Genomic DNA, 17,748 nt, shown 5'->3' with positions numbered 1-17,748 from the left:
GAACGCGGCTGTCCGCGAAGGTGACCTTGCTGGTGTACTGGCCGGGCCGCCCGAGCAGGTGATTCTTGTCGGACTCGGCTGTGACCGTGCTGGTGAGCGCCGCGCTCTTCACGCTGGAAGCAACGATCTTGGATGCCTGGTCGGCAGTGAGAGACGCTCTTCCCTGCGTGGTGGAGGGCTTGGGCGGACCGTCTTGGCGCGCGCCGACGCTGGTGCCGGTGCACGCTGCGAGTAAGAGAGTGGCACCGAGGACGCCGATTACAGCTGAGGTTTTGGGCATGGCCGCCTCCTGGTTGGGGAGGCGCCATTGCAGCCGCCTGCCGCCTGGGTGTGTGGCGGTGTTTCAGTCTTGTGACGTGGTGTGCGATTGCGTACTGGTCGCCGCGGTGCGGTCGTAGCGCGCCGCGTGAAGCGCCCCCGGCTCGTTTTTTGCTGGCCCCAACCGGGGGCGCTGTCCCGGCGGCGGCCGCGCGCGAGCATGAGGGGGCCCATGCTCACCCCACCCATCCACGCAGGGGGACGGTGGTCGGGAGGCCGCTGCCGTCGCCGGGGCGATCACCGTAACGCCTGGTGCTGGTGGTGTCAGGGGGTGTGCGGTGACTTCTTGTCCATGACAGGGCGATGCGTCTGGCGGCGGACTGGGGGGAGGGGACGTCTGGGGCGGCTCCGCTTTTTGGGGGAGGCGGTACCGAACGCGCTTCTTGATGTCCGATGGGTCCCTACAGTCGCGGCCGTGAGCTACCTGAGTCTGCTGCGGCGCCGTCCGGTCTTCGTCCTGTGGCTCGCCGAGACGTTGTCCGTCTTCGGCGACCGGTTCTTCACCCTGGCCCTGGCGTGGACGGCGTGGCAGAGAGCTGGTGCGGTGGCGATGGGCCTGGTCGTGGTGCTCGAGTCCGTGCCGCATCTGCTGATCGGCTCCTTCGGCCGGCACCTGGTGGCCAAGGTCGCCTCCTTCCGGGCGCTGGCCGCCGTGGAGACGGTGCAGATTGCGGTGGTCGGGGCGATGCCGTGGCTGTGGCAGTCGATCGGCTTGGTCGGCGTGCTGGCGGTGATCACCGTGATTGGCACGTGTGATGCGCTGACCGGGCCGAGCCTGTCCGCTCTGGTACCCGCTCTGGTGCCGGGTGAGCGGGTGCGGCAGGTGACGGGGCTGATGGACATCTCCAACCGTCTGACCTGGTTCCTGGGCCCCGGCTCGGCTGCGGTGCTGCTGACGCTCGTGGCCGCGGAAGACTTGTTCCTGGTGGACGCCGCGACGTTCGCCGTCTCGGCGTTCGCCTTCACCTGGCTCGGCCGCGCGGTGCCGCACGCTGCCCGGCTTCAGGAGCCCGTGGCCGGCTCGTCGGCGAAGCCGCCCGGGGTGAAGGCCCTGCCCTTGCTGCGGGCCCGGCCAGTGATCACGGGTGCACTCATGCTGAGCGCGGTCGGTGAGTTCTTCCAGACCGTGGTCTCCGTGGGGGTGCCGATCTGGCTGACCGAGCGTCTGCATGCCGGCCCCGCCGCCTACGCGTTGGTGCTGTCGGCGATGGGTATCGGCTCGGTGGCGGGGAACCTTCTGGCCGGCCATGTCGAGTGGGCCGGGCGGTTCCCGGGAGGGTTCTGTGCCGCGTGGGCGGTGCGCGGGCTGCTGCTGGCGGCGGTCGCGGCGAGCAGCAGTGTGACGGAGCTCGTCGTGCTGACGGCGGCCGGGAGCGTACTGGTGCCGGTGACCACGATCGGGGTCAACACCCAGATCGCGTCTTTGGACGGTCCGGAGCGGCTGCGGATGTTCAGCGTGTACTCGGTGAAACTGCACGTGGCGAGCATGGGCAGCATGCTGCTGCTGCCCGCGCTGCTGGAGCGGGCTCCGAAGGCGTCGTTCGCTGTGGGCGGCGCGGCGACGGTGGCCGCCGCGCTGCTGGCGTGGGGCGTGCTCGCGGCCGTGGGCCGGCGGGCGGTGCACCGCGAGTTGGAGCTGGCCCGCACCTGAGCGCGGGCTCAGCTGCGGGTGGGGCGTCGGGCCCGCAGGACCAGGGCCCGGTAGCCGCGACCGCGCGGGTCGTCCACGGCGACCGCGGCCTCCATCGTCAGGCCCGCCTCGGCGAGCAGGTGATGCCAAGTGTTGGCGCCGTAGGTGTAGTGGACGACCGGCAGGCGGGCGCCGGTGGGGAGGGTGAGGTTGTCCACCCGGCGGCCGGGCGTCTCGCCGTCGCGCGGTGCGTTGACGGTGAAGGCGAGGATGCCGCCGGGAACCAGGCGGTTGGCGATGACGGGCAGCAGCCGGGCCGGGTCGGAGTACCACAGGGCCCCGTAGATGGAGAAGCACACGTCCAGGCACGGCAGGCTGGCCAAGACCTCGGCGGCGTCACCGGCCTTCCAGAGCAGGGCGGGAAGGCGGCCAAAACGCGCGCGGGCCTGCTCCAAGCGAGCCTCGGCGACGTCCACACCGACGGCCAGCCGGGCGCCGTGGGCGGCTGCGCAGGCGGTGTGCTCGCCGGTCCCACAACCCAGTTCGGCGACCCGGCGGCCGGCCAGCTCGCCGAGGAAGCCAGCGCCGGGGCCGCGACCGGGCCAGGCGGTCCAGGCAATGTCCTGCGGCACCTCGCTCGCCTCCGGCGAGGTGCCGGTGGCGTGGGCGGCGATGTTGTTCCACGCGCGGGCGTTGACCTGGGCGTCGACCAGGGCGCCGCCGTCCGGCAGGTGGGGGTGCGTCACGTCCGTGCCTCCTTTCTCCATCAGAAGGCGGGGGCCGGGCGCAGCGTCCCGGCCCCCGCGTGATGCCGGTGTGTCACCGGCGGCCCATGGCCTTGACGCGGTCCATCCAGTCGGTCTTCATCTCGCTCAGCTCCGTGCGGAAGCGGTCGAGGTCGGTGCCGTAGGCCAGGACGCAGCCGCCCATCATGTCGGCAGATGCCTGGCAGCCGTGGACGAGCCGGCCGCCGAGGGCGGCGTGGGCGAGGACGGACTCACGGCGGCGGGTCTCGTTGAACCACCCGCCGTGATAGAGCTCATCGACCGCCTTGCCCTCCTCCTCGGTGAAGCCGAACACGACCGACGTGGCGACGGGGAAGAACCAGCACGGGCCGACGTTGGACAGGTGTCCGTCCTGCTCGACCCGGTTCAGCGCCATGATCGTGGTGGCCTCGCGCAGGGCCTTCAGCTCCCGCGCAGTGATGTCCAGGTTCCCGACGCCGATGTACTCGTCGCGGAACAGGTACGCGGCAACCTGATAGGCGGTCGCCAGGACCTTCGCGGGGTCGGTGGTGGGACGGCCGTGGGCCTGGACGAACTCCAGGGCCCGCTGCTCGATCGCCTGCCCGCTCGTCTCGGTGGCGTCCAGGAGCTCCGAGCGCACCAGATCCCAGTCGGCCAGGACCCAGGTCGGGTTCTCGAAGCGGAAGAAGTACCGGTCCGGGTCCACGGTGACGGTACGGCCGGTCACGGTGATCCCGTCGATGCGGTTCCACGTCTCGGTGAACGCCTCCGGCAGCTCGACGGAGAACGTCCGGGCTTCGGTGGTGCTTGCGGTCGTCATGACGCGCCTCCCACGATTTCCGGTGAAGGCACCCCGGGGCGTACCGGGGTGCCGCTGGTGGCCGGCCCGCCCACGAGGGTGCAGGCTCCGCAGGGCGGGCCGGCTGCTCCCAGGAGACCGCTGCCAGCCGGGCGCGGTGAAGGCGCTGGAGGATGCCGAGGATTGCCCTCGCATTGCCTGGCGTTGCCTCTCGTCTACGGGCCCTGTTCCCGGCCACACCGGCGAACCCGCACACTGGGGCGGCAGCTGGAGGTGGTGCGCTCATGGGCCCGGTGCTGGAACGTCACCCGCTGACGACTCTGCTTGCCCGGCACAACCTGACGAACACGGCCTACCTCACACGTGTCGCAGCCCGGCACCGCGCGCTGGGATTCGGCCAGATGGCCACCCGCCCGGAGAAAGTTTCCCGGTGGACCACCGGCACCGAACCCGACATCAAGGCCCAGCTCGCCATGGCCGACCTGCACGGCATCGACCCCGAGGAAGTCCACCGTCGCGGCTGGCCCGACTGGCTCCTGCTGGCGCTACACGATGACCGCACCGTTTGGGAGTCGCCCTGGACAGTCGCGGGTACCGTGGAAGCACTGGAGCAAGCGGGAGGGGTTCCTGTGGACCGACGCGGCTTCGTCATCGCCTCTTTGGGCACGCTCGCCGCCACCGGCGCCCACTGGGCCGCCACAACCCCCGCCGCCGTCGCCGCCACCAGGGGCCACCGTGTCGGCGAGGGCGCTGCGGCGCTCTTCGAGACGCGCCTGGACACCTTGCGGCATCTGGACGACGCGGTCGGCTCCACCCACGCCTATGAAGCCGCCATCGCCGAGCTACGGCTGATCACCAGCGTGCTCAAGACCAGCACCTATACCGACGCCACCGGCCGTCGCCTGTACGCGGCCGCAGCAGAGGCATGCCGCCTCGCAGGATGGTGCGCCTACGACAGCGGCCGCCTGGCCGACGCCGAAAAACGCTTCACCACGGCCCTGCGCGCCGCCGCCACGGGCGATAACCCCACCCTCGGCGCCAGCACGCTGGCCTTCTGGGCCAACCTCCGCTACAGCGCCGACGACCCCTATGGCGCACTCGGCCTCGTCGAGCGCGCCCTGGGCAGCAGGCACAAGGTCACCTCCGGCCGGGTGCTGGCCATGCTCTACGCCCGCGCCGCCCGCGCCCACTCCAAGGCCGGCGAACCGGCAGCCGCCTACCGCGCGGTCGACGCCGCCTTCGCCGCCTACGACCGTGCCGGACCTGCCGCGCACGACTTGCCGTCGATGTACTGGGTCACCCACGGCGAACTCCACGAAGTCGCCGCCTCCTGCGCGCTCTCCCTCGGCGAGCCAGACCGGGCGCTGGAACACTTCGACGCTGCCCTGCGTCATGAGGACCCGTACGACACCGGCACGGAGGCGCGTGGTGTCGGCATTTACCTCGCTCGGCAGGCCAAGGCCCACCTTGGCCTCGGAGACCTCGACGCCGCCGTCACCGTCGCCGAGCGCGCCATGGAGCAACTGGGCGGCGCCGACTCCGCCCGGGGAACCAGTACCCTCGCCGACCTCCGCGACCAGCTCGCCGCCCACCGGCCGGCGCGCGCCGTCGCCGACTTCCTCGACCTCACCGCCTAGCCCCCGTCCTGCCGAGACCTCCGCGAACGCGCCCGCACACGGCCCTGCGGCTTGAGGCGCCGCTTCCGCCCGGAGTACGGGTCCCTCCCCCGGGGCGGTCGGCGCAACAGGCGGGAACCCTCACCAGTTCCCGCCCGGCGCAGGCCACCCCGCCGCAATACTGCGGCCATGACGCCCGCACCGTTCTCCCGCATCAAAATCCGCACCGGCGCCCTCATCTTCTGCGGCACCGACGTCGCCCTCATCCGCCGCGACCGCCCCACCTCCGTGCACTACACCCTGCCCGGCGGCAACGCCGAGCCCGGCGAAGACCTGATCGCCGCACTCCGCCGCGAGCTCGCCGAGGAACTCGCGCTCGATCTGGCCCGGGCGAGCGATCCGGAACTCCTGTGGGTCGTCGACCAGCGTGTATCACGTCCCGGGGCCACCCCGCCGCCGCGCAAGCTGCATCTCCTCTACCGGCTCCGTATCACCGAGGAGACCCGCGCGGTCCTGGCCACGGAGGAGCGCGATGAGCTGGAGGACGGCAGCCACGAGGTCGGGATCATCGAGTGGGTGGACTACCGCAAGACTGCCGAGCTGCCGATCTTTCCCCCGATCGGCCCTGCGCTCGCGGCACTGCCAGCTCCGGATGCCGTCGTAAAGGACGCGAGCCTTCCAGCAGTCACGGACGAGACCTACACCTGGGTATGAACCGCCGAGGCGCGCCGCGTCCGCGCCCTCGACGGCCCGCTCCACACGGACGACCACGGCGTCCTGCGAACGAGCGCTGGCTGGCTCCTCGAGCATGCCGGCCACGGCCCCGACAGCCGTCTCGCCCCGGGCGTGTATTGCTCGGCCCGCCGGACTCGCACCGTGACCGCCCGCGAGGGCGCCACAGCGCGAGCCTTCCGCGCGGCGCTCGATGGCCTGGCGCACCGGGGCGCAGTGGCGACGGGAATCAGCCTGGTCCCGGAGCCCTTCGTGGTCGGGTCCGGGCTCAGGTCGTCTTGCGGCGGTACTTCCGCCGCCTCTTCAGCTCTTCCAGAACGGTGTCGCCGCGCCAGCGGCTGACGCCGTCTTCGTCGGAGTCGGGGGCGGGCCACCGGTTGGCCGAGAGGTAGGCGCGGATCGTCGAGGCCTTCACGCCGACTCCGGCGTCTTCGAGTTGCTGGGCGGTGTAGAGGCGGGCGGGCTCCAGGTCGGGCAGGTCGCGGTAAATGTTGGTCCTGATCCACTCCTCGACCTCCGCCTCGTCGTACTCCTTGAAGTGGCCGCGCGTGTTGACCTCCTTGGGCCAGCTGGGATCGGTCCGCCAGTGCTTCACTGTGCGCTCGGGGCGGTTATGGCGCCTGGCGATCTCGGGGATGATCACGGTGGGGCGGTTTACCATGGTGGCGTCCGCCTCCTTTCGAGGGGTGTGAATGGTGAGACCGGCGGGGTTTCGCGACAGCCTTCAGGCTGAGAGCTTCGGCTCGGCCCCGCCGGTCTTCATTTTCTGATCTTGGGTGGGGCGGCCCCCGGCTGGATGCCGGGGGCCGCCGATCGGGTCATTCCTGGTTGTCGGCGAGCCAGTCGATCGCCTCGGTCAGGCTCTCGCGCGAGCTCACGATGCACATCGCGAAGCAGTCGAGCTTGTACTCCTTGGGGTCGGCCATGAACGTGGCGAACATGTGCGTACCCGCGAGCCACTGCGTGCAGCTCGTGAACAGGGAGGCGACCACCCGCTCGGGAATCATGGGCAGCTCGTCGCTGATCTGCGCGGTGTGGGCGACGCTGTCGACCAGGTCCGAGAGGGCGATCCCGTCCTCGATGGACGGGAGGGTGATGGGGAGCGGCAGCAGGGAGCAGGCCACCGAGATGTAGTGGTAGCCGTTCGCCAGCTGGGCGAGGAGCTGCTCCTCGGTGATGTCCTTCCAATCGGCCATTGTCGGCCCCTTCCTTGGGTGTGAATGGTGGGTCGGGGCTTCGCGGGCCCCTCCCCGGTACGAGTACAAGTTTACAGCAGACGCGTACAGATTTACAACACCTCGGGCTTCTTCTTCGGGAAGGCCGACGGCCCCCGGCTGGATGCCGGGGGCCGTCGGGTGGGAGCTACTTATCGTTCAGCAGGTGGTCGACGTCCCGGGCGTAGTCCTCGGCGGTCAGGAGGATCGCTCGGATGGCCTCAACGCGGTACCGCTTGGGGTTGCCCGTCTGGAGGATCAGCATGTCGGCGGCGCCGAGCCAGTACAGGAACGCGCACTTCAGGTTGTCGCACACCGCGCTGGAAGCCGGGATCTCGTAGCAGATCTCCGAGGCGTGGGCTACCGCGTCCGTCCGGGCCTGCCAGCTCCCGGGGCCGGTCGCCTCCGGCAGGGTGATCGGGAGGATGGGGAGGCTGGCGCAGACCCGGATCAGGAGCTGGTAGCACTCCTCCAGCGCCATCAGGACGTGGCGGGTGCCGGGGTCGAGTTCTTCGGCCATGTGGTTCTCCTTCGAGCGTGAATGGTGGGTTCGGGGTTCGCGGCCCCGCTTACGAATACAAGTTTACAGCAGACGAGTACAGATTTACAACACCTCTGGTCGGGAAGAGTCCCCACCCTCCACAGCAGGGCAGGGACTCGAACACCCCAGACGGCTACGCCTTTCGGAACCCGTACAGGCGATCGTTCTCATCGACCAACGCTGTCAGCCGCATCCCCGGCAACGCCCGCGCCTCGACACCGACATCGCGCGCCACATCCGCCGCCGGGTACCGCTGCACCCCCTCGGCATCCGGCGCGTCCGCCGTGATGTCGACCTGGTCCCCGATGCCCAGCAGCACCTTCACCCGCACGCGGTTCGCCGCGCTGCCCTGGTGGCTCGTCTCATCCATACGGCCCATCCTCTCGCTCGAATCGTGTTGGTCATGGTGTCCTTCGGCAGGCGCGCGCCGCGCGCCGCTGCCGGGGGCGTTCACCTGCCGCGCCCGGGTGGCGCGGAGCACGCCTTGGCGTGTGCGGTGGCGTCCCGCTGTGCCGCCGCCTCGGCCTTCTTTTCCGGTCGTCGCCCGGCGGGCATGGTGGCGCCCTGGCGGCAGCCGCCGCATTCCCAGCCGTAGAAGACGTGGAGGCCCTCGTTGATCTCGCTGGAGCTGAGGCCCATGCGGTCCTCGGTGCGCTGGATCAAGATGGGCGCGCCGGCCGTGTTGTTGATGTGATCCAGGATCTTGACGTACATGGCTGCCCCCGGCGGAATTCATACGGCGTGGGTGTGGTGTGTCGGGTCGCGGATGATCACTAGGGCGCCGTCGGCGTGCGTCTCGACCACGGGCGTAGCTGTAGCCGGGGCTGTAGCTGTCGGCTGACCTGCGGGAACTACAGCTACGTCGGCGTCCTCGGGCGGGGCCGGGGAGGGGGCCGGGAGGTCTTTCACGCGTACCCCTGTAGAGACCCCACGGCCCGGCTGCCGGACGGAGCTCGACACGGGCACCCCCAACTGCTGGCACAAGGCCCGGACGGTGGAGGTGGCTTTGGGGTCGCGGGTGATGCGCTCGGCGAGGGTCGACAGGTGCGCGCCAGCTCCCCCTCCGGCGAGGTCGCGGACGAGGGTGGAGAAGGCGTCGAGGGAGAGGGCCGGGGCGGGCTCCGCAGCGGCCGCCTCGTCGTCGCCCCCGAGGCTGGGCGAAGAGGAGGGGACCGCGGGCGTGATTCGCCATGCTGCGGCGCTCCATGCCGGGACGGCGATCCACAGCAGCCACGGCGCGGTGCGCACCAGGCTCCAGACCCCCCAGGCGGCGCCGAGCAGGCCCGCGCCGCGAACGGCCGGGCCGAGGGCGGCGGCGATGCCGGTCAGGTCGTGGCGGTAGCCCTTCCGGCACCAGGCGCACGCCCCGCCGGCCAACTGGCTGGCGAGAACGACCGAGCCGTCCACCACTCGCCGTGCCGGGACAGCCACCGCTGCGCCCAGGCGGCACCAAACGGCCCAGGGGTTCACAGGAGTCCCCCGCCTTCCAGGACCGTCCGCAGGGAGAGGCCGAGGGAGTTGACGGCGTCGGGCAGCCAGAAGAGCGCGCCCGCGACACCGGCGGTCATTGTCAGCGTCGACCCGCATACCGCCCCGCCGACCATGCGGCGCCGGTCCAGCTTCCCGGCGGCCTTCCAGGCCAGGCCTGCGGCGACGGTGGCGAGGAAGACGATCACGGCGCCTTCGGGGGTAAGGGGCCCGAGTGAGCCATGTGTGAGGGCGCCGCTGGGCGCCGAGCCGGTTGCCCCATGCACGGCTTGGCGGCCGGCGTGGTTGACGCCGGCGGCAGAGCATCCGGCGAGCCAGCCGAGGACGCCCCCCGTGCACATGGTGGAGACCGAACCGAGGAGGAAGTAGCCACCGAAGGGCAGCAAGTCCTTGGGGGCGCGGCCGCCCTTCCACCAGGGGCGCAGATTGAGGTAGACGACGCCGAGGCTGACGGTGGCCCCGGCGAGGGAGAGAGTGGTGTCGGTCATCATCGGTGGTGGACTCCGGTGAGCGCGGTGACAGGGTCGAAGAGGTCGATGGCGCCCATGACGCCGACGAAGGTGATGACGAGACCGGTCCGGGCGACGAGCTGCCGCAGGACGCCGGCAGCGCGCCGCTCGGCGCCGATGGCGACGGCGAAAGCCCCCAGGCCCAGGGCATAGGCGACGGGGACGGCGAAGTCGCGGGATTCGTGGACGACGTAGGCCCACGTGGTGGCGGCGCTGTAGCCGGTCCACGGCATGGGCACGAGCGCGAGGAAGCCGCCGACGAAGGTCTGGACGGGGCGCAGGTGCGGCCACAGCCAGCCCCACCACCAGCCGCCGCGCCGCGCGGGCTCCGGCTCCGGGCCGGGGTGGACGAGGTCGACGACGACGCGGACCTCGATCGGGCCGGGCGGCGAAGGGGCGTCCCAGGGCGGGGCACCGCCGGGCGGCGGGGAGGCAGGCGGGGGCGGTGGTGGGGGAGCCGCGGTGCGCCAGGGTGGTAGGTCCGTCGAGCCGGGGCGCGCGGGCGGCATCGGTGGGGCCGTGGGCGGGAGCGGCTGGCCGGCGGGGATGATCCGGGTTGGGGTGATGGGCTCGGGCATGGTCACCACCGGTCCCAGGCGATCAGGGCCAGCAGCAGCGCCCCGACGAACGTGAACCTCCCGAGGCGGCGGAGCCGGAGGTTGTGGGGGGTGAGGGCGCGGACGAGGAGGGGGTAGAGCAGGCCGGCCAGGACGAGCAGGGCGATCACGAGACCTCGCAAGGGCAGGAGGACGGCGAGGGAGGCGAGGGACAGGGCCGAGAGGGCGGTGAAGACGGGCGCTCCCGGGGCACGGCGGCCGAGGTGCGCGAGGGCCAGGGCGCGGCCGGCGAGCGCGGCCTGTACGGCCCACAGAAGCGTGACGGTGGTCATGCGTAGCCGCCTCCGCCCTTGCCGACGCCGTCGTCCTCGGTATCGATGGCGAGCTGCTCACCGGGCATGCTCGGCTGGGGCTCGGCGCGGTTGTCGAGCGCGCGGTCGAAGGCGCGCCGGACGGAGTCCCACTGACGCTTTGTGTTCTCCAGCCCGAGGGTGTTCATGATCAGCGGCACGGCTTGTGTCTTGTCGATGAAGCCGAGACTGACGAGGCGCCGGGCGGCCTCGGCCGCTGTGTCCGGCGGGCCTGTCCGGTTGTCCGCGCTGGGCAGTGGCGCGCGAGGCCGCGGTGTGGGCATCGCGTCCAGACCTGTCCGGGGTGTATCCGGCCTGTCGACGGTGGTGGTGTGCAGCTGGTGGCCGAGGACGAGCGCGACCTGGACCGCCGAGACGTGAACGCCGTACAGGGCGAGTTCCGCGGCGAGCTCGGCGGGCGCGGCGTCCGGCCGGGCGGAGTGCGCGAGCCGGATGGCCTTGTCGGGGGCGAGGTCGGCGAAGTGCTCGCGAAGGGCATCGGAGGCGGTCCGGGGCTTCACCGGTCGCCCCACGTTCGGGGCATGGGCTGCTGCCGTACCGGTGACGTGGGTGAGGACTTCATCCTTCGTGCGCTTCCACGACTCCTCGGGTGCCAGCGTCCAGCTCCAGAAACCGAGTCGGGGCAGTACCGCCGGGGTGTCGCCCTGCTGCGCGCGGAGCCGGGCCCGGGTCGCGGACCAGGACAGGCCGGCGAGGACGAGCAGGGCGACGGTGGGAGCGGCGAACAGGAGGAAAGCGCCGGTTCCGCCGTGGATGTGCAGGGCGTGAAGGCGGTTGAGGTAGATGGAGATCGCAGCGAGGCCGAGGGTGGCGCAGTGCGGGCCGAGGGCCGAACGTCGCTCGCGGGTGGCTTCGGCGGCGAGGCTGAGGCAGGCCACGGCGGCGCCGTCGAAGGGGATGCTCGTGCCGGCGGCGAGGACGGCGGGGACGCCGTAGATGTCGTGCGCGACGACGTAGAGGGACCAGGCGGTCACGCCGGCGGCGGTGAGGCCGATCGCTCCGAAGGTGCCGGCTCGCCAGACAGTGCGGTTCACGTGCTTCTCCTGGGCGGAGGGAGGGGCCGGGCCCGCGAGAGGGGAAGAGGGGGCGGGCCCGGCCGGTCCGGGGTTATCGGGCGATGAAGTCGGTGTTGACCGCGGCGAGGGCCGCGAGGTGCGCGGCGGACGAGATCCGGTAAAAGGTCCGCATCACGGCCTGCCGCGGTGTTTGGGGCAGACGTAGCCGGGCCACTTGCAAGCGGTACACGCCAGCTGGGTGGCGCAGGCACGGCAGTCGGAGGCGCGCTCGTCGTGGCGGTCGCACAGGCGGTCGACGAAGGCTCCCCGGACGTCGTGGTAGGTGGTGCGGAGCGCATGGTCGGCGAGCTCGGCGGGGTCGTAGCGGCCGCAGTCGTCGGGGAAGCGGGCGAGGACCTTGCGGTCGGCGGTGAAGACGGCCCAGATCATCGCTGACCTCCCTGCTTCGAGCGGTCGAGCTGCTGCCGCTTCGTGGCGACCGCGCGGGCTCCGGCGCCGTCCTCGTACTCCTGGTGGCAGACGTCGATGGTGGCGGGCTCGTCGACGATCGGGTGTGGCTTGGCGGGGTCGGGGGGCTCGCTGGTCTGGGGATGGGTACGCTCCATGGCGGACCTGCCTCTTCGTGATGGTTGTGGGTGGGTCTGGCCCCGGCCATGTGGCGTTCGCAGCGCCGGCCGGGGCCGTCTTGTTGTTGCCGATCCAAGGTAGCGACTTCATAGCCATATGGCTAGGAAGTCAGGAAGAATGGTGCCCGTGGCCGACCAAGAAGGAGGGCCCGAGATGTTGTCGTTCCGCGAGTTGGCCCGACGGCTTGTCGCCGAAGGTGTCGTTGACCAGATCAGTCATCAGCGCGTGTCGCAGCTGCATCGAGACGACCCGGACTTCCCGCCGGTAGTGCAGGTGGGGCGGTCGAAGGCGGTGGACTGGCGGCGTGCTGTTCCGTACTTCCGTACGCGAGTCAAGCGTCAGGGTCAGCGAACAGACCTCCGAAAGAAGGCTGCCTCTGCGGAGGGTGGTGCTGGGGCGGACTCTCCCTGACGCGCCTTGACCGCACCGCCTGATGGGGCGACGGAGGCCGTGCTGATCGAGATGCGCGGCCCGGCCGCTGTGGTGGCGCGGGTGCGGGGCTGGATCCCCCCGCGCGTCGGTACGGGTGATCATCTCCGCCCCGCCCACCAGGGTGGTCGGCCTGTAGTCGTCAGCTTTGGCCAGAGGGCTTGCCAGCGCCCGCACGCCTACCTGCTTCCTCAGTGTGGGCGAGTGTGAGGTCTACTCCGGCTCACCGAGATGGCAGCCGCTGCCCGGCGTCGCTGGGGCAGTCGAGGGGGCGTTGGGGTGTAGGGGTGTGATGGGTTCTGGTGACGCCTGAGCGCTTCGGCGTGGCGTCACTCGGCCTTCTAATGGCTCGTTCACAGCTGACGCCACGCACCGTTAAGGCCTTTGTTCATCCAGCCAACGTTCAACAAAGATGATCAAGAGGTATGTCGCCTTTTGCGGCAAAAGGCGACACTGTACAACGGGGGCGTTCTGGTCAATCCTGACAAGATGGGCCGGTAAGTGTTTCGGTCAGCATCACGAATATGTCTTTACCTGTGAAGTGCTGCCCAGCGATGATCTCCTTCGGAAGCCCCTTGGGGGGGTACAACCAAAGGGAGAGTGCCAGCTTCATGAAGGCGTTTGGTAGATCGATCGCTCTCGTCGCCACGGTTGCAGCCGTGTCTGCCGGAGTTCTGATTTCACCGGCCAGCGCGGCAGCCCCGGAGCCGCCCAAGTTCCTTGGGCACCCGAAGGAATGGGGGGAAGTAACCTTCACTGTCGACCCCTCCGGGCGGCCCACGGTGGCCCCGGAGGAAGAGAACGTTGGAGGTGGGACGTGGTCATACGGCACCGGCACGGTGGGCACCTGGAAGTCGTGCTACTCAAATTACGTGCATCCGTCGAAGCGTCATTCTTCGACGGCGAGCATGGGTAGCGATGTGGATAAGAACTATGCGGATGCCGGTGACTGGTCAACGTCCGAGGTCAAAGCTGGCTTTGGATACACCTGCCACGCCTACTGGGCCGTGTACTAAGAGCTCATAGGCTCTCACGTCTGGAGTCCCCGGCCGGCTGTGGCTTCCAGCAACTGGGCCGGGGCCTCGTCGGGTTGATGATTCGGGTCCGGCTGCCTGAGAGGTTGGATCTGAGCGCGGACGCTGGTCGGCACCCCCGCCACGGACTCGAGAGCGTCCCAGTGGAACGATTCCAATCCCACGCCGTAGTCGGCCGCCCCCTAAGAGCCCTTAATGCGCACCTCATGCATTAAATGCACTCGCCTTTGAGTCGCGGATCTGCTATAAATTCTGGTTGAAGCCGTCGTGTACGCGCTTGCGATGACTATCGACTCTCTTGCCTGGTCATTGAATAGGAAATACTGAATATCGTGCTCTCTTCGCGATCCCGTGTTTTGGCGCCTGTGGCTGCGTTGGTGTTCGGTGCGATAGTTGGGATGCTTGGCCCCCTTCTCCTTTCTGTTGACGGCCCGGTAGCCCACGTGGGAAATCTCGTCCTGGCGGCTGGATGGGCCTGGGCGGCAATGGCGTTCTTCGTGGGCCTAGGGCGAAAATCTAGGATCGAGTCCGCCATTTTGGCTCCCGCAAGCCTGGTCGCTGGCGTGATCGCATATTATGTGGTGGAAGCAGTTCAGGGAAAGTTCCGGATGTCAGACTTGAGGTTCCCTGGTGGGGTGACCAAGTTTGACTGGAATGGTTTCATCTCGATGATGGGGGTCTGGTCTTTAGCTGCCTGCGTTTTCGGCCCTCTTTTGGGTTTGGCTGGGAACCTTGCTCGGAATCGTGGACTTCGCGGCCTGCCGTATCGACTGGTGATTCCGCTGGTGGCTATCGTCGATACGTCGATCCGACTTCATTCCGATGCCCCGCTGGAAGGAGCGACCTCCACGGCGACTTGGAGCGTCATACGTCTCCTGGCGGTTGCTGCCATCATCGTCCTGGTGGGGCACGCGACGATCACTGGCTGGTTCCGGTCTTCCACAAGGCAGTCGCGAGGGTAGCCAGCAGCACCGCCCCTGGAAGTGCTTCCCGCACTGACGTGGGGGGAGGGGCCCCGGTGTTCGCCGGGGCCTTTCCGCTGTTGTGCAGTGGTTACCTGCGCAGGATGTTGACGCGGTCGGCGCCCAGGATGGGGTCGTCGTCGCAGCCGGCCGGGTGTGCCGACCGCCCCGACGTGGCGCGCGGGTGCGGGGCTGGATCCAGGCGCGCGCCGGCCAGGAAGGCGCCGGGGTGGAGTGGAGCGTCGAGGACGAGCCAGCGGCGCCGGGATGGTCGTGGTGTGAGGTGGCCGTTTCGGTGCCGTCTGAGTGATCGGTCGACAACCTTTGGCATCGATCGGGGGCCAGGGCCTGCTGATTGTGGGGCGGGCGGCTACCAGCGCATGCCAATGGCGTCGAGCATCTCGATGCGCTGCTGGGTGATGCCGCCGGGTTTGATGCCGCTGCGGAGCTGGCGCTGGTGCAGGATCCATGATCCCAGGCGCAGGCCGTCGGCGGTGACGTGTGCGTGGGGGACCTTGGGGTGGTGGTGCTCGATGTGGAACGCCACGGCGGCGGCATACATGCGTTGCCAGCGGGCCTCCCGAGACGATCCGCGATCTGGCGGCCCATCGCCACTGACCAGCGGCGTCCGAGGTGGACCCCCACTCCTGGGGGTCCCGGAGTGGAGCCGGGGAAACGACGGGGGTGAGCCCGGCGCCGGGGCGGCGCCCTCCGCCCGGCCGACGTGCGGGCGGCGCGCCGCGGTCGCAGGATGGACGAGGGGTGTGCGGACGGGCAGTCCGCGGGGGGCCGCCGGTCCGCGATCCGTCGTCGTCCCGCGGAACGAGGTGATTCCCATGGCCGGCAGCCGCCTGGAGCTCGAGCGCCCTTGGCTGGGCGACATCCTGTGCAGGCAGACGCAGGCGCGCCAATGGCTCTTCCGTAAATGGAACAGAGGGGACTTCGACGACGTCATCACGGGTCAGGTCGAGGCGTACATGAAGACGCACCAGGTCCCCAACCTGTCGATCGCCATCACCAAGGGGGACCGGCTGGTCTTCGAGCAGGGATACCCTCCGCCGTTCGGCAGCGACGTCCGCTTCCGCGTGGCCAGCATCTCCAAGACCCTCACAGCCACCGCGATCATGACGCTCGTGGAAGCCGGTTCGCTGGACCTGAACAGGGCGGTGTTCGGTGACGGGGCGGTCCTGGGCACGACGTACGGCACGAAGCCGTACTCCGCGCGGGTGCGGGCCATCACCGTGCGCCATCTGCTCCACCACATCGGCGGGGGGTGGGGGTACCCGTACCCCGGCGGGGTCGACGTGGACCCCATGTTCGACGGCTCGACATCGGGGATGGCGCACCCCCAGCTGATCACCCATGTGCTGGACACCATTCCGCTGCGTGTCGATCCCGGGACGCGTTACTGGTACTCCAATTTCGGCTACTGCCTGCTGGGGAGGGTCATCGAGGCGGTCAGCGGCCGGCCGTACGATCAGTACGTCAAGGAGGCCGTCCTCCAGCCGTGCGGCATCACCAGGATGGAGATCGGCGGCAACACCCTGGCCGACCGGAAGCCGAACGAGGCGGTCTACTACCGGCATTCCGGCCTGAGTCCGACCTGGGAGAACGATCCCTACGCCCTCGAGGTCCGCCGGATGGACGCGCACGGCGGCTGGCTCGCCTGCCCGACCGACCTGCTCAGGTTCATGATCAGGGTCGATCGCCAAGACGAGGTGGCGGACCTCCTGACCAGGGGCAGCGTAAACGCGATGTTCACCGGCTCGGATCCTCAGCCGGAGTACGGCCTGGGCTGGATGCTCACCCATGTGCGTGCGCCGGTGATCATGGGTGGCGGGCCGGTGAGTCTCCTCACGTCCGTCGCGCACAACGCGACGATGGCGGGCACCCTCGGGGTCATGGAATCGCAGATCCTCGGCGACGCGGCCTGCGCGATCCTCATCAACACCCGGCCCGCGACGGATTTCGACGCCGCCGGACTGCAAGGGCTCGTCCACGGGATCCTGGGGAAGGTCGCCAAGTGGCCCGACTACGACCTGTTCTTCTGCGGCTACCCGTGACCCGCCGGCCCTTGAGCCGAGCTCACACCCCGAGCGGCGCCGCGTACCGGATGGTGCCCGCCGGCAGGGGCCGGTCCCTGTCGAGCCCCAGCCATCTTCGCCTCGTCCGGCACCTCGAACGGGGCCCGGATCCCATGCGTGCAGGCCCGGACGAAGCCGAACTTCGGGTAGTGCTCGGGGTGTCCGAGTACCGCGACGGCGTGTTCGCCGCGCGCCCGCGCCGCCTCCAGGACGGCCCGGACAGCCGCGGTCCCGGCGCCCGTCCGCTGGTACGCGGGCGGGACGGCGACCGGGGCCAGACAAAGCGCCGGTTCCTCGCCGATGTGGCAACGGGTCAGCAGCGCGTGGCCGGCGAGGGGCGCCGCCCGGGGCCAGGGCGACCATGGACAGGCTGGGGAGCCACGCGGGGTCGGCCCGCAGCGCGTCGACGAGGTCCGCCTCCAGGGGCGTCTCGGACGCGGCGAGCTCGACCGCGCGCACCGCGGGGACGTCGACGTCGGTCTCGGGGCGGGTGGGAGCATCCAGCCGCCCGGGGAGGTGATGTGCCTCGTCGAAGACGAGCAGATCCAGCGGGCCGGTACTGCGCAGCGCCTCGTCCAGGCGCAACGCCGACCGGTAGGTGTTCAACACCAGCCGCAGGCCGCCGGTGCGCTCGTGCAGCCACGCGGCGATCTCCTCGGGCCGGGTCGTGACCGGCACCCCCAGATCCTGGGCGTGTACCGGGGCGTCGGCGACGGTCTCGTCGCTGCATACCGCCAGGGCCTCCAGCCTCGGCCCGTAGTGGCGGCGCCAGGTCTCCAAGGTCTGTGCCACCAGCGCGAGCGAGGGGACTAAGACGGCGACCGTGCCGTCCTGGCCGAGCAGCCGCTCGGCGCTCGCCACGGCGATCAGGGTCTTGCCCGAACCGCAGGCCATGCGGACCTGCCCGGCCCCGCCCTCCCGTAATGCCTCGACCACGCTCGCCGTGATCTGCCTCTGATACGGCCGCAGCTCCACGCCGTTCCTCCCCACCCCACTTGCCCGACGGTACTTTCAGGTCTTGCCCAGTTCCCCGGCCCGCTGGAGAGCGCGATCGGCGTAGTGCGAGGCGCTGCGG

At 70.0% G+C, this 17,748-nt stretch carries 21 protein-coding genes and 2 pseudogenes; 6 read left to right on the top strand and 17 right to left on the bottom strand.

Going from position 1 to position 17,748, the window contains the following annotated elements; translation table 11 throughout:
* Positions 1-733: 733 nt before the first annotated feature.
* Positions 734-1,969: an MFS transporter gene (locus AB0K09_RS15255; RefSeq protein WP_366065825.1), complete on the top strand. Its 1,236-nt coding sequence runs from the start codon at positions 734-736 to the stop codon at positions 1,967-1,969.
* A gap of 8 nt (positions 1,970-1,977) precedes the next feature.
* Here AB0K09_RS15255 and AB0K09_RS15250 read toward each other — a convergent pair whose 3' ends face one another.
* Entirely contained in the window at positions 1,978-2,694 is a 717-nt protein-coding gene (locus AB0K09_RS15250) for a class I SAM-dependent methyltransferase (RefSeq protein WP_366065824.1), read from the bottom strand.
* A gap of 73 nt (positions 2,695-2,767) precedes the next feature.
* Complete coding sequence (locus tag AB0K09_RS15245; RefSeq protein WP_366065823.1) at positions 2,768-3,514, bottom strand: hypothetical protein; 747 nt, start codon at positions 3,512-3,514, stop codon at positions 2,768-2,770.
* 263 nt (positions 3,515-3,777) lie between these two features.
* Between AB0K09_RS15245 and AB0K09_RS15240 the strand changes: the two genes are divergently transcribed.
* Together AB0K09_RS15240 and AB0K09_RS15235 are read left to right on the top strand one after the other, a co-directional pair.
* Positions 3,778-5,130, top strand: a complete 1,353-nt coding sequence (locus AB0K09_RS15240) for a transcriptional regulator (protein ID WP_366065822.1) — start codon at positions 3,778-3,780, stop codon at positions 5,128-5,130.
* A 168-nt stretch (positions 5,131-5,298) separates the two neighbouring features.
* Positions 5,299-5,823, top strand: a complete 525-nt coding sequence (locus tag AB0K09_RS15235) for an NUDIX domain-containing protein (RefSeq protein ID WP_366065821.1) — start codon at positions 5,299-5,301, stop codon at positions 5,821-5,823.
* 286 nt (positions 5,824-6,109) lie between these two features.
* Here AB0K09_RS15235 and AB0K09_RS15230 read toward each other — a convergent pair whose 3' ends face one another.
* From AB0K09_RS15230 to AB0K09_RS15175, 12 genes are all read right to left on the bottom strand, one after another.
* Positions 6,110-6,502 (bottom strand): hypothetical protein, encoded by a 393-nt coding sequence (locus AB0K09_RS15230; RefSeq protein WP_366065820.1) that lies wholly within the window; start codon positions 6,500-6,502, stop codon positions 6,110-6,112.
* Between the two features lie 157 nt (positions 6,503-6,659).
* Entirely contained in the window at positions 6,660-7,037 is a 378-nt protein-coding gene (locus tag AB0K09_RS15225; protein WP_366065819.1) for a hypothetical protein, read from the bottom strand.
* 166 nt (positions 7,038-7,203) lie between these two features.
* Positions 7,204-7,575, bottom strand: coding sequence for a hypothetical protein (locus tag AB0K09_RS15220; RefSeq protein WP_366065818.1), 372 nt, complete (start codon positions 7,573-7,575; stop codon positions 7,204-7,206).
* A gap of 154 nt (positions 7,576-7,729) precedes the next feature.
* Complete coding sequence (locus tag AB0K09_RS15215; protein WP_366065817.1) at positions 7,730-7,966, bottom strand: hypothetical protein; 237 nt, start codon at positions 7,964-7,966, stop codon at positions 7,730-7,732.
* Between the two features lie 80 nt (positions 7,967-8,046).
* The gene (locus tag AB0K09_RS15210; protein ID WP_366065816.1) at positions 8,047-8,310 is read right to left on the bottom strand and encodes a hypothetical protein; all 264 of its coding nucleotides are present in this window, start codon (positions 8,308-8,310) and stop codon (positions 8,047-8,049) included.
* 18 nt (positions 8,311-8,328) lie between these two features.
* Positions 8,329-9,027, bottom strand: coding sequence for a hypothetical protein (locus AB0K09_RS15205; protein WP_366065815.1), 699 nt, complete (start codon positions 9,025-9,027; stop codon positions 8,329-8,331).
* Between the two features lie 35 nt (positions 9,028-9,062).
* Entirely contained in the window at positions 9,063-9,575 is a 513-nt protein-coding gene (locus AB0K09_RS15200) for a hypothetical protein (protein WP_366065814.1), read from the bottom strand.
* Positions 9,572-10,171 (bottom strand): hypothetical protein, encoded by a 600-nt coding sequence (locus AB0K09_RS15195; RefSeq protein ID WP_366065813.1) that lies wholly within the window; start codon positions 10,169-10,171, stop codon positions 9,572-9,574. Before AB0K09_RS15195 ends, AB0K09_RS15200 begins: the two co-directional genes overlap by 4 nt.
* A 2-nt stretch (positions 10,172-10,173) precedes the next feature.
* Positions 10,174-10,482, bottom strand: coding sequence for a hypothetical protein (locus AB0K09_RS15190; protein ID WP_366065812.1), 309 nt, complete (start codon positions 10,480-10,482; stop codon positions 10,174-10,176).
* On the bottom strand, positions 10,479-11,555 hold the full coding sequence (locus AB0K09_RS15185) for a DUF2637 domain-containing protein (RefSeq protein ID WP_366065811.1): 1,077 nt from the start codon (positions 11,553-11,555) through the stop codon (positions 10,479-10,481). Before AB0K09_RS15185 ends, AB0K09_RS15190 begins: the two co-directional genes overlap by 4 nt.
* A 153-nt stretch (positions 11,556-11,708) precedes the next feature.
* On the bottom strand, positions 11,709-11,966 hold the full coding sequence (locus tag AB0K09_RS15180) for a hypothetical protein (RefSeq protein WP_366065810.1): 258 nt from the start codon (positions 11,964-11,966) through the stop codon (positions 11,709-11,711).
* A complete protein-coding gene (locus AB0K09_RS15175; RefSeq protein WP_366065809.1) occupies positions 11,963-12,142 on the bottom strand; it encodes a hypothetical protein in 180 nt (59 codons plus the stop codon). Before AB0K09_RS15175 ends, AB0K09_RS15180 begins: the two co-directional genes overlap by 4 nt.
* A 975-nt stretch (positions 12,143-13,117) precedes the next feature.
* On the opposite strand from AB0K09_RS15175, the gene AB0K09_RS15170 reads away from it, so the two are divergent.
* Both AB0K09_RS15170 and AB0K09_RS15165 read left to right on the top strand, forming a co-directional pair.
* The gene (locus AB0K09_RS15170; protein ID WP_366065808.1) at positions 13,118-13,609 is read left to right on the top strand and encodes a lactococcin 972 family bacteriocin; all 492 of its coding nucleotides are present in this window, start codon (positions 13,118-13,120) and stop codon (positions 13,607-13,609) included.
* Positions 13,610-13,959: 350 nt separating this feature from the next.
* Positions 13,960-14,589, top strand: coding sequence for a DUF6518 family protein (locus tag AB0K09_RS15165; RefSeq protein ID WP_366065807.1), 630 nt, complete (start codon positions 13,960-13,962; stop codon positions 14,587-14,589).
* Between the two features lie 370 nt (positions 14,590-14,959).
* Here the strand turns inward: AB0K09_RS15165 and AB0K09_RS15160 are convergent, their stop codons facing one another.
* Positions 14,960-15,427: a Helicase associated domain protein gene (locus AB0K09_RS15160; RefSeq protein WP_366065806.1), complete on the bottom strand. Its 468-nt coding sequence runs from the start codon at positions 15,425-15,427 to the stop codon at positions 14,960-14,962.
* Here AB0K09_RS15160 and AB0K09_RS15155 point away from each other — a divergent pair.
* On the top strand, positions 15,426-16,652 hold the full coding sequence (locus tag AB0K09_RS15155; protein WP_366065805.1) for a serine hydrolase domain-containing protein: 1,227 nt from the start codon (positions 15,426-15,428) through the stop codon (positions 16,650-16,652). The two genes, AB0K09_RS15160 and AB0K09_RS15155, sit on opposite strands and share 2 nt — an antisense overlap.
* 22 nt (positions 16,653-16,674) lie before the next feature.
* On the opposite strand, the pseudogene AB0K09_RS15150 reads toward AB0K09_RS15155, so the two are convergent.
* Positions 16,675-17,177 (bottom strand): annotated as a pseudogene (locus AB0K09_RS15150) (N-acetyltransferase).
* A 15-nt stretch (positions 17,178-17,192) separates the two neighbouring features.
* Positions 17,193-17,648, bottom strand: a pseudogene (locus tag AB0K09_RS15145) (DEAD/DEAH box helicase family protein); the annotation flags it as partial.
* Between the last annotated feature and the right edge of the window lie 100 nt (positions 17,649-17,748).

The organism is Streptomyces sp. NPDC049577 (assembly GCF_040675635.1).
Taxonomy (GTDB): domain Bacteria; phylum Actinomycetota; class Actinomycetes; order Streptomycetales; family Streptomycetaceae; genus Streptomyces.
The sequence above is the reverse complement of the archived record's forward strand: the minus strand, read 5'-3'. Positions and strand labels throughout refer to the sequence as shown.

Coding starts and splice junctions, on each gene's coding strand:
- AB0K09_RS15190 (WP_366065812.1), bottom strand. CDS start 10,482: ATGACCACCGTCACGCTTCTGTGGGCCGTACAGGCCGCGCTCGCCGGC.
- AB0K09_RS15195 (WP_366065813.1), bottom strand. CDS start 10,171: ATGCCCGAGCCCATCACCCCAACCCGGATCATCCCCGCCGGCCAGCCG.
- AB0K09_RS15235 (WP_366065821.1), top strand. CDS start 5,299: ATGACGCCCGCACCGTTCTCCCGCATCAAAATCCGCACCGGCGCCCTC.
- AB0K09_RS15240 (WP_366065822.1), top strand. CDS start 3,778: ATGGGCCCGGTGCTGGAACGTCACCCGCTGACGACTCTGCTTGCCCGG.
- AB0K09_RS15175 (WP_366065809.1), bottom strand. CDS start 12,142: ATGGAGCGTACCCATCCCCAGACCAGCGAGCCCCCCGACCCCGCCAAG.
- AB0K09_RS15245 (WP_366065823.1), bottom strand. CDS start 3,514: ATGACGACCGCAAGCACCACCGAAGCCCGGACGTTCTCCGTCGAGCTG.
- AB0K09_RS15170 (WP_366065808.1), top strand. CDS start 13,118: ATGTCTTTACCTGTGAAGTGCTGCCCAGCGATGATCTCCTTCGGAAGC.
- AB0K09_RS15230 (WP_366065820.1), bottom strand. CDS start 6,502: ATGGTAAACCGCCCCACCGTGATCATCCCCGAGATCGCCAGGCGCCAT.
- AB0K09_RS15215 (WP_366065817.1), bottom strand. CDS start 7,966: ATGGATGAGACGAGCCACCAGGGCAGCGCGGCGAACCGCGTGCGGGTG.
- AB0K09_RS15180 (WP_366065810.1), bottom strand. CDS start 11,966: ATGATCTGGGCCGTCTTCACCGCCGACCGCAAGGTCCTCGCCCGCTTC.
- AB0K09_RS15225 (WP_366065819.1), bottom strand. CDS start 7,037: ATGGCCGATTGGAAGGACATCACCGAGGAGCAGCTCCTCGCCCAGCTG.
- AB0K09_RS15220 (WP_366065818.1), bottom strand. CDS start 7,575: ATGGCCGAAGAACTCGACCCCGGCACCCGCCACGTCCTGATGGCGCTG.
- AB0K09_RS15200 (WP_366065814.1), bottom strand. CDS start 9,575: ATGATGACCGACACCACTCTCTCCCTCGCCGGGGCCACCGTCAGCCTC.
- AB0K09_RS15210 (WP_366065816.1), bottom strand. CDS start 8,310: ATGTACGTCAAGATCCTGGATCACATCAACAACACGGCCGGCGCGCCC.
- AB0K09_RS15155 (WP_366065805.1), top strand. CDS start 15,426: ATGGCCGGCAGCCGCCTGGAGCTCGAGCGCCCTTGGCTGGGCGACATC.
- AB0K09_RS15160 (WP_366065806.1), bottom strand. CDS start 15,427: ATGGGAATCACCTCGTTCCGCGGGACGACGACGGATCGCGGACCGGCG.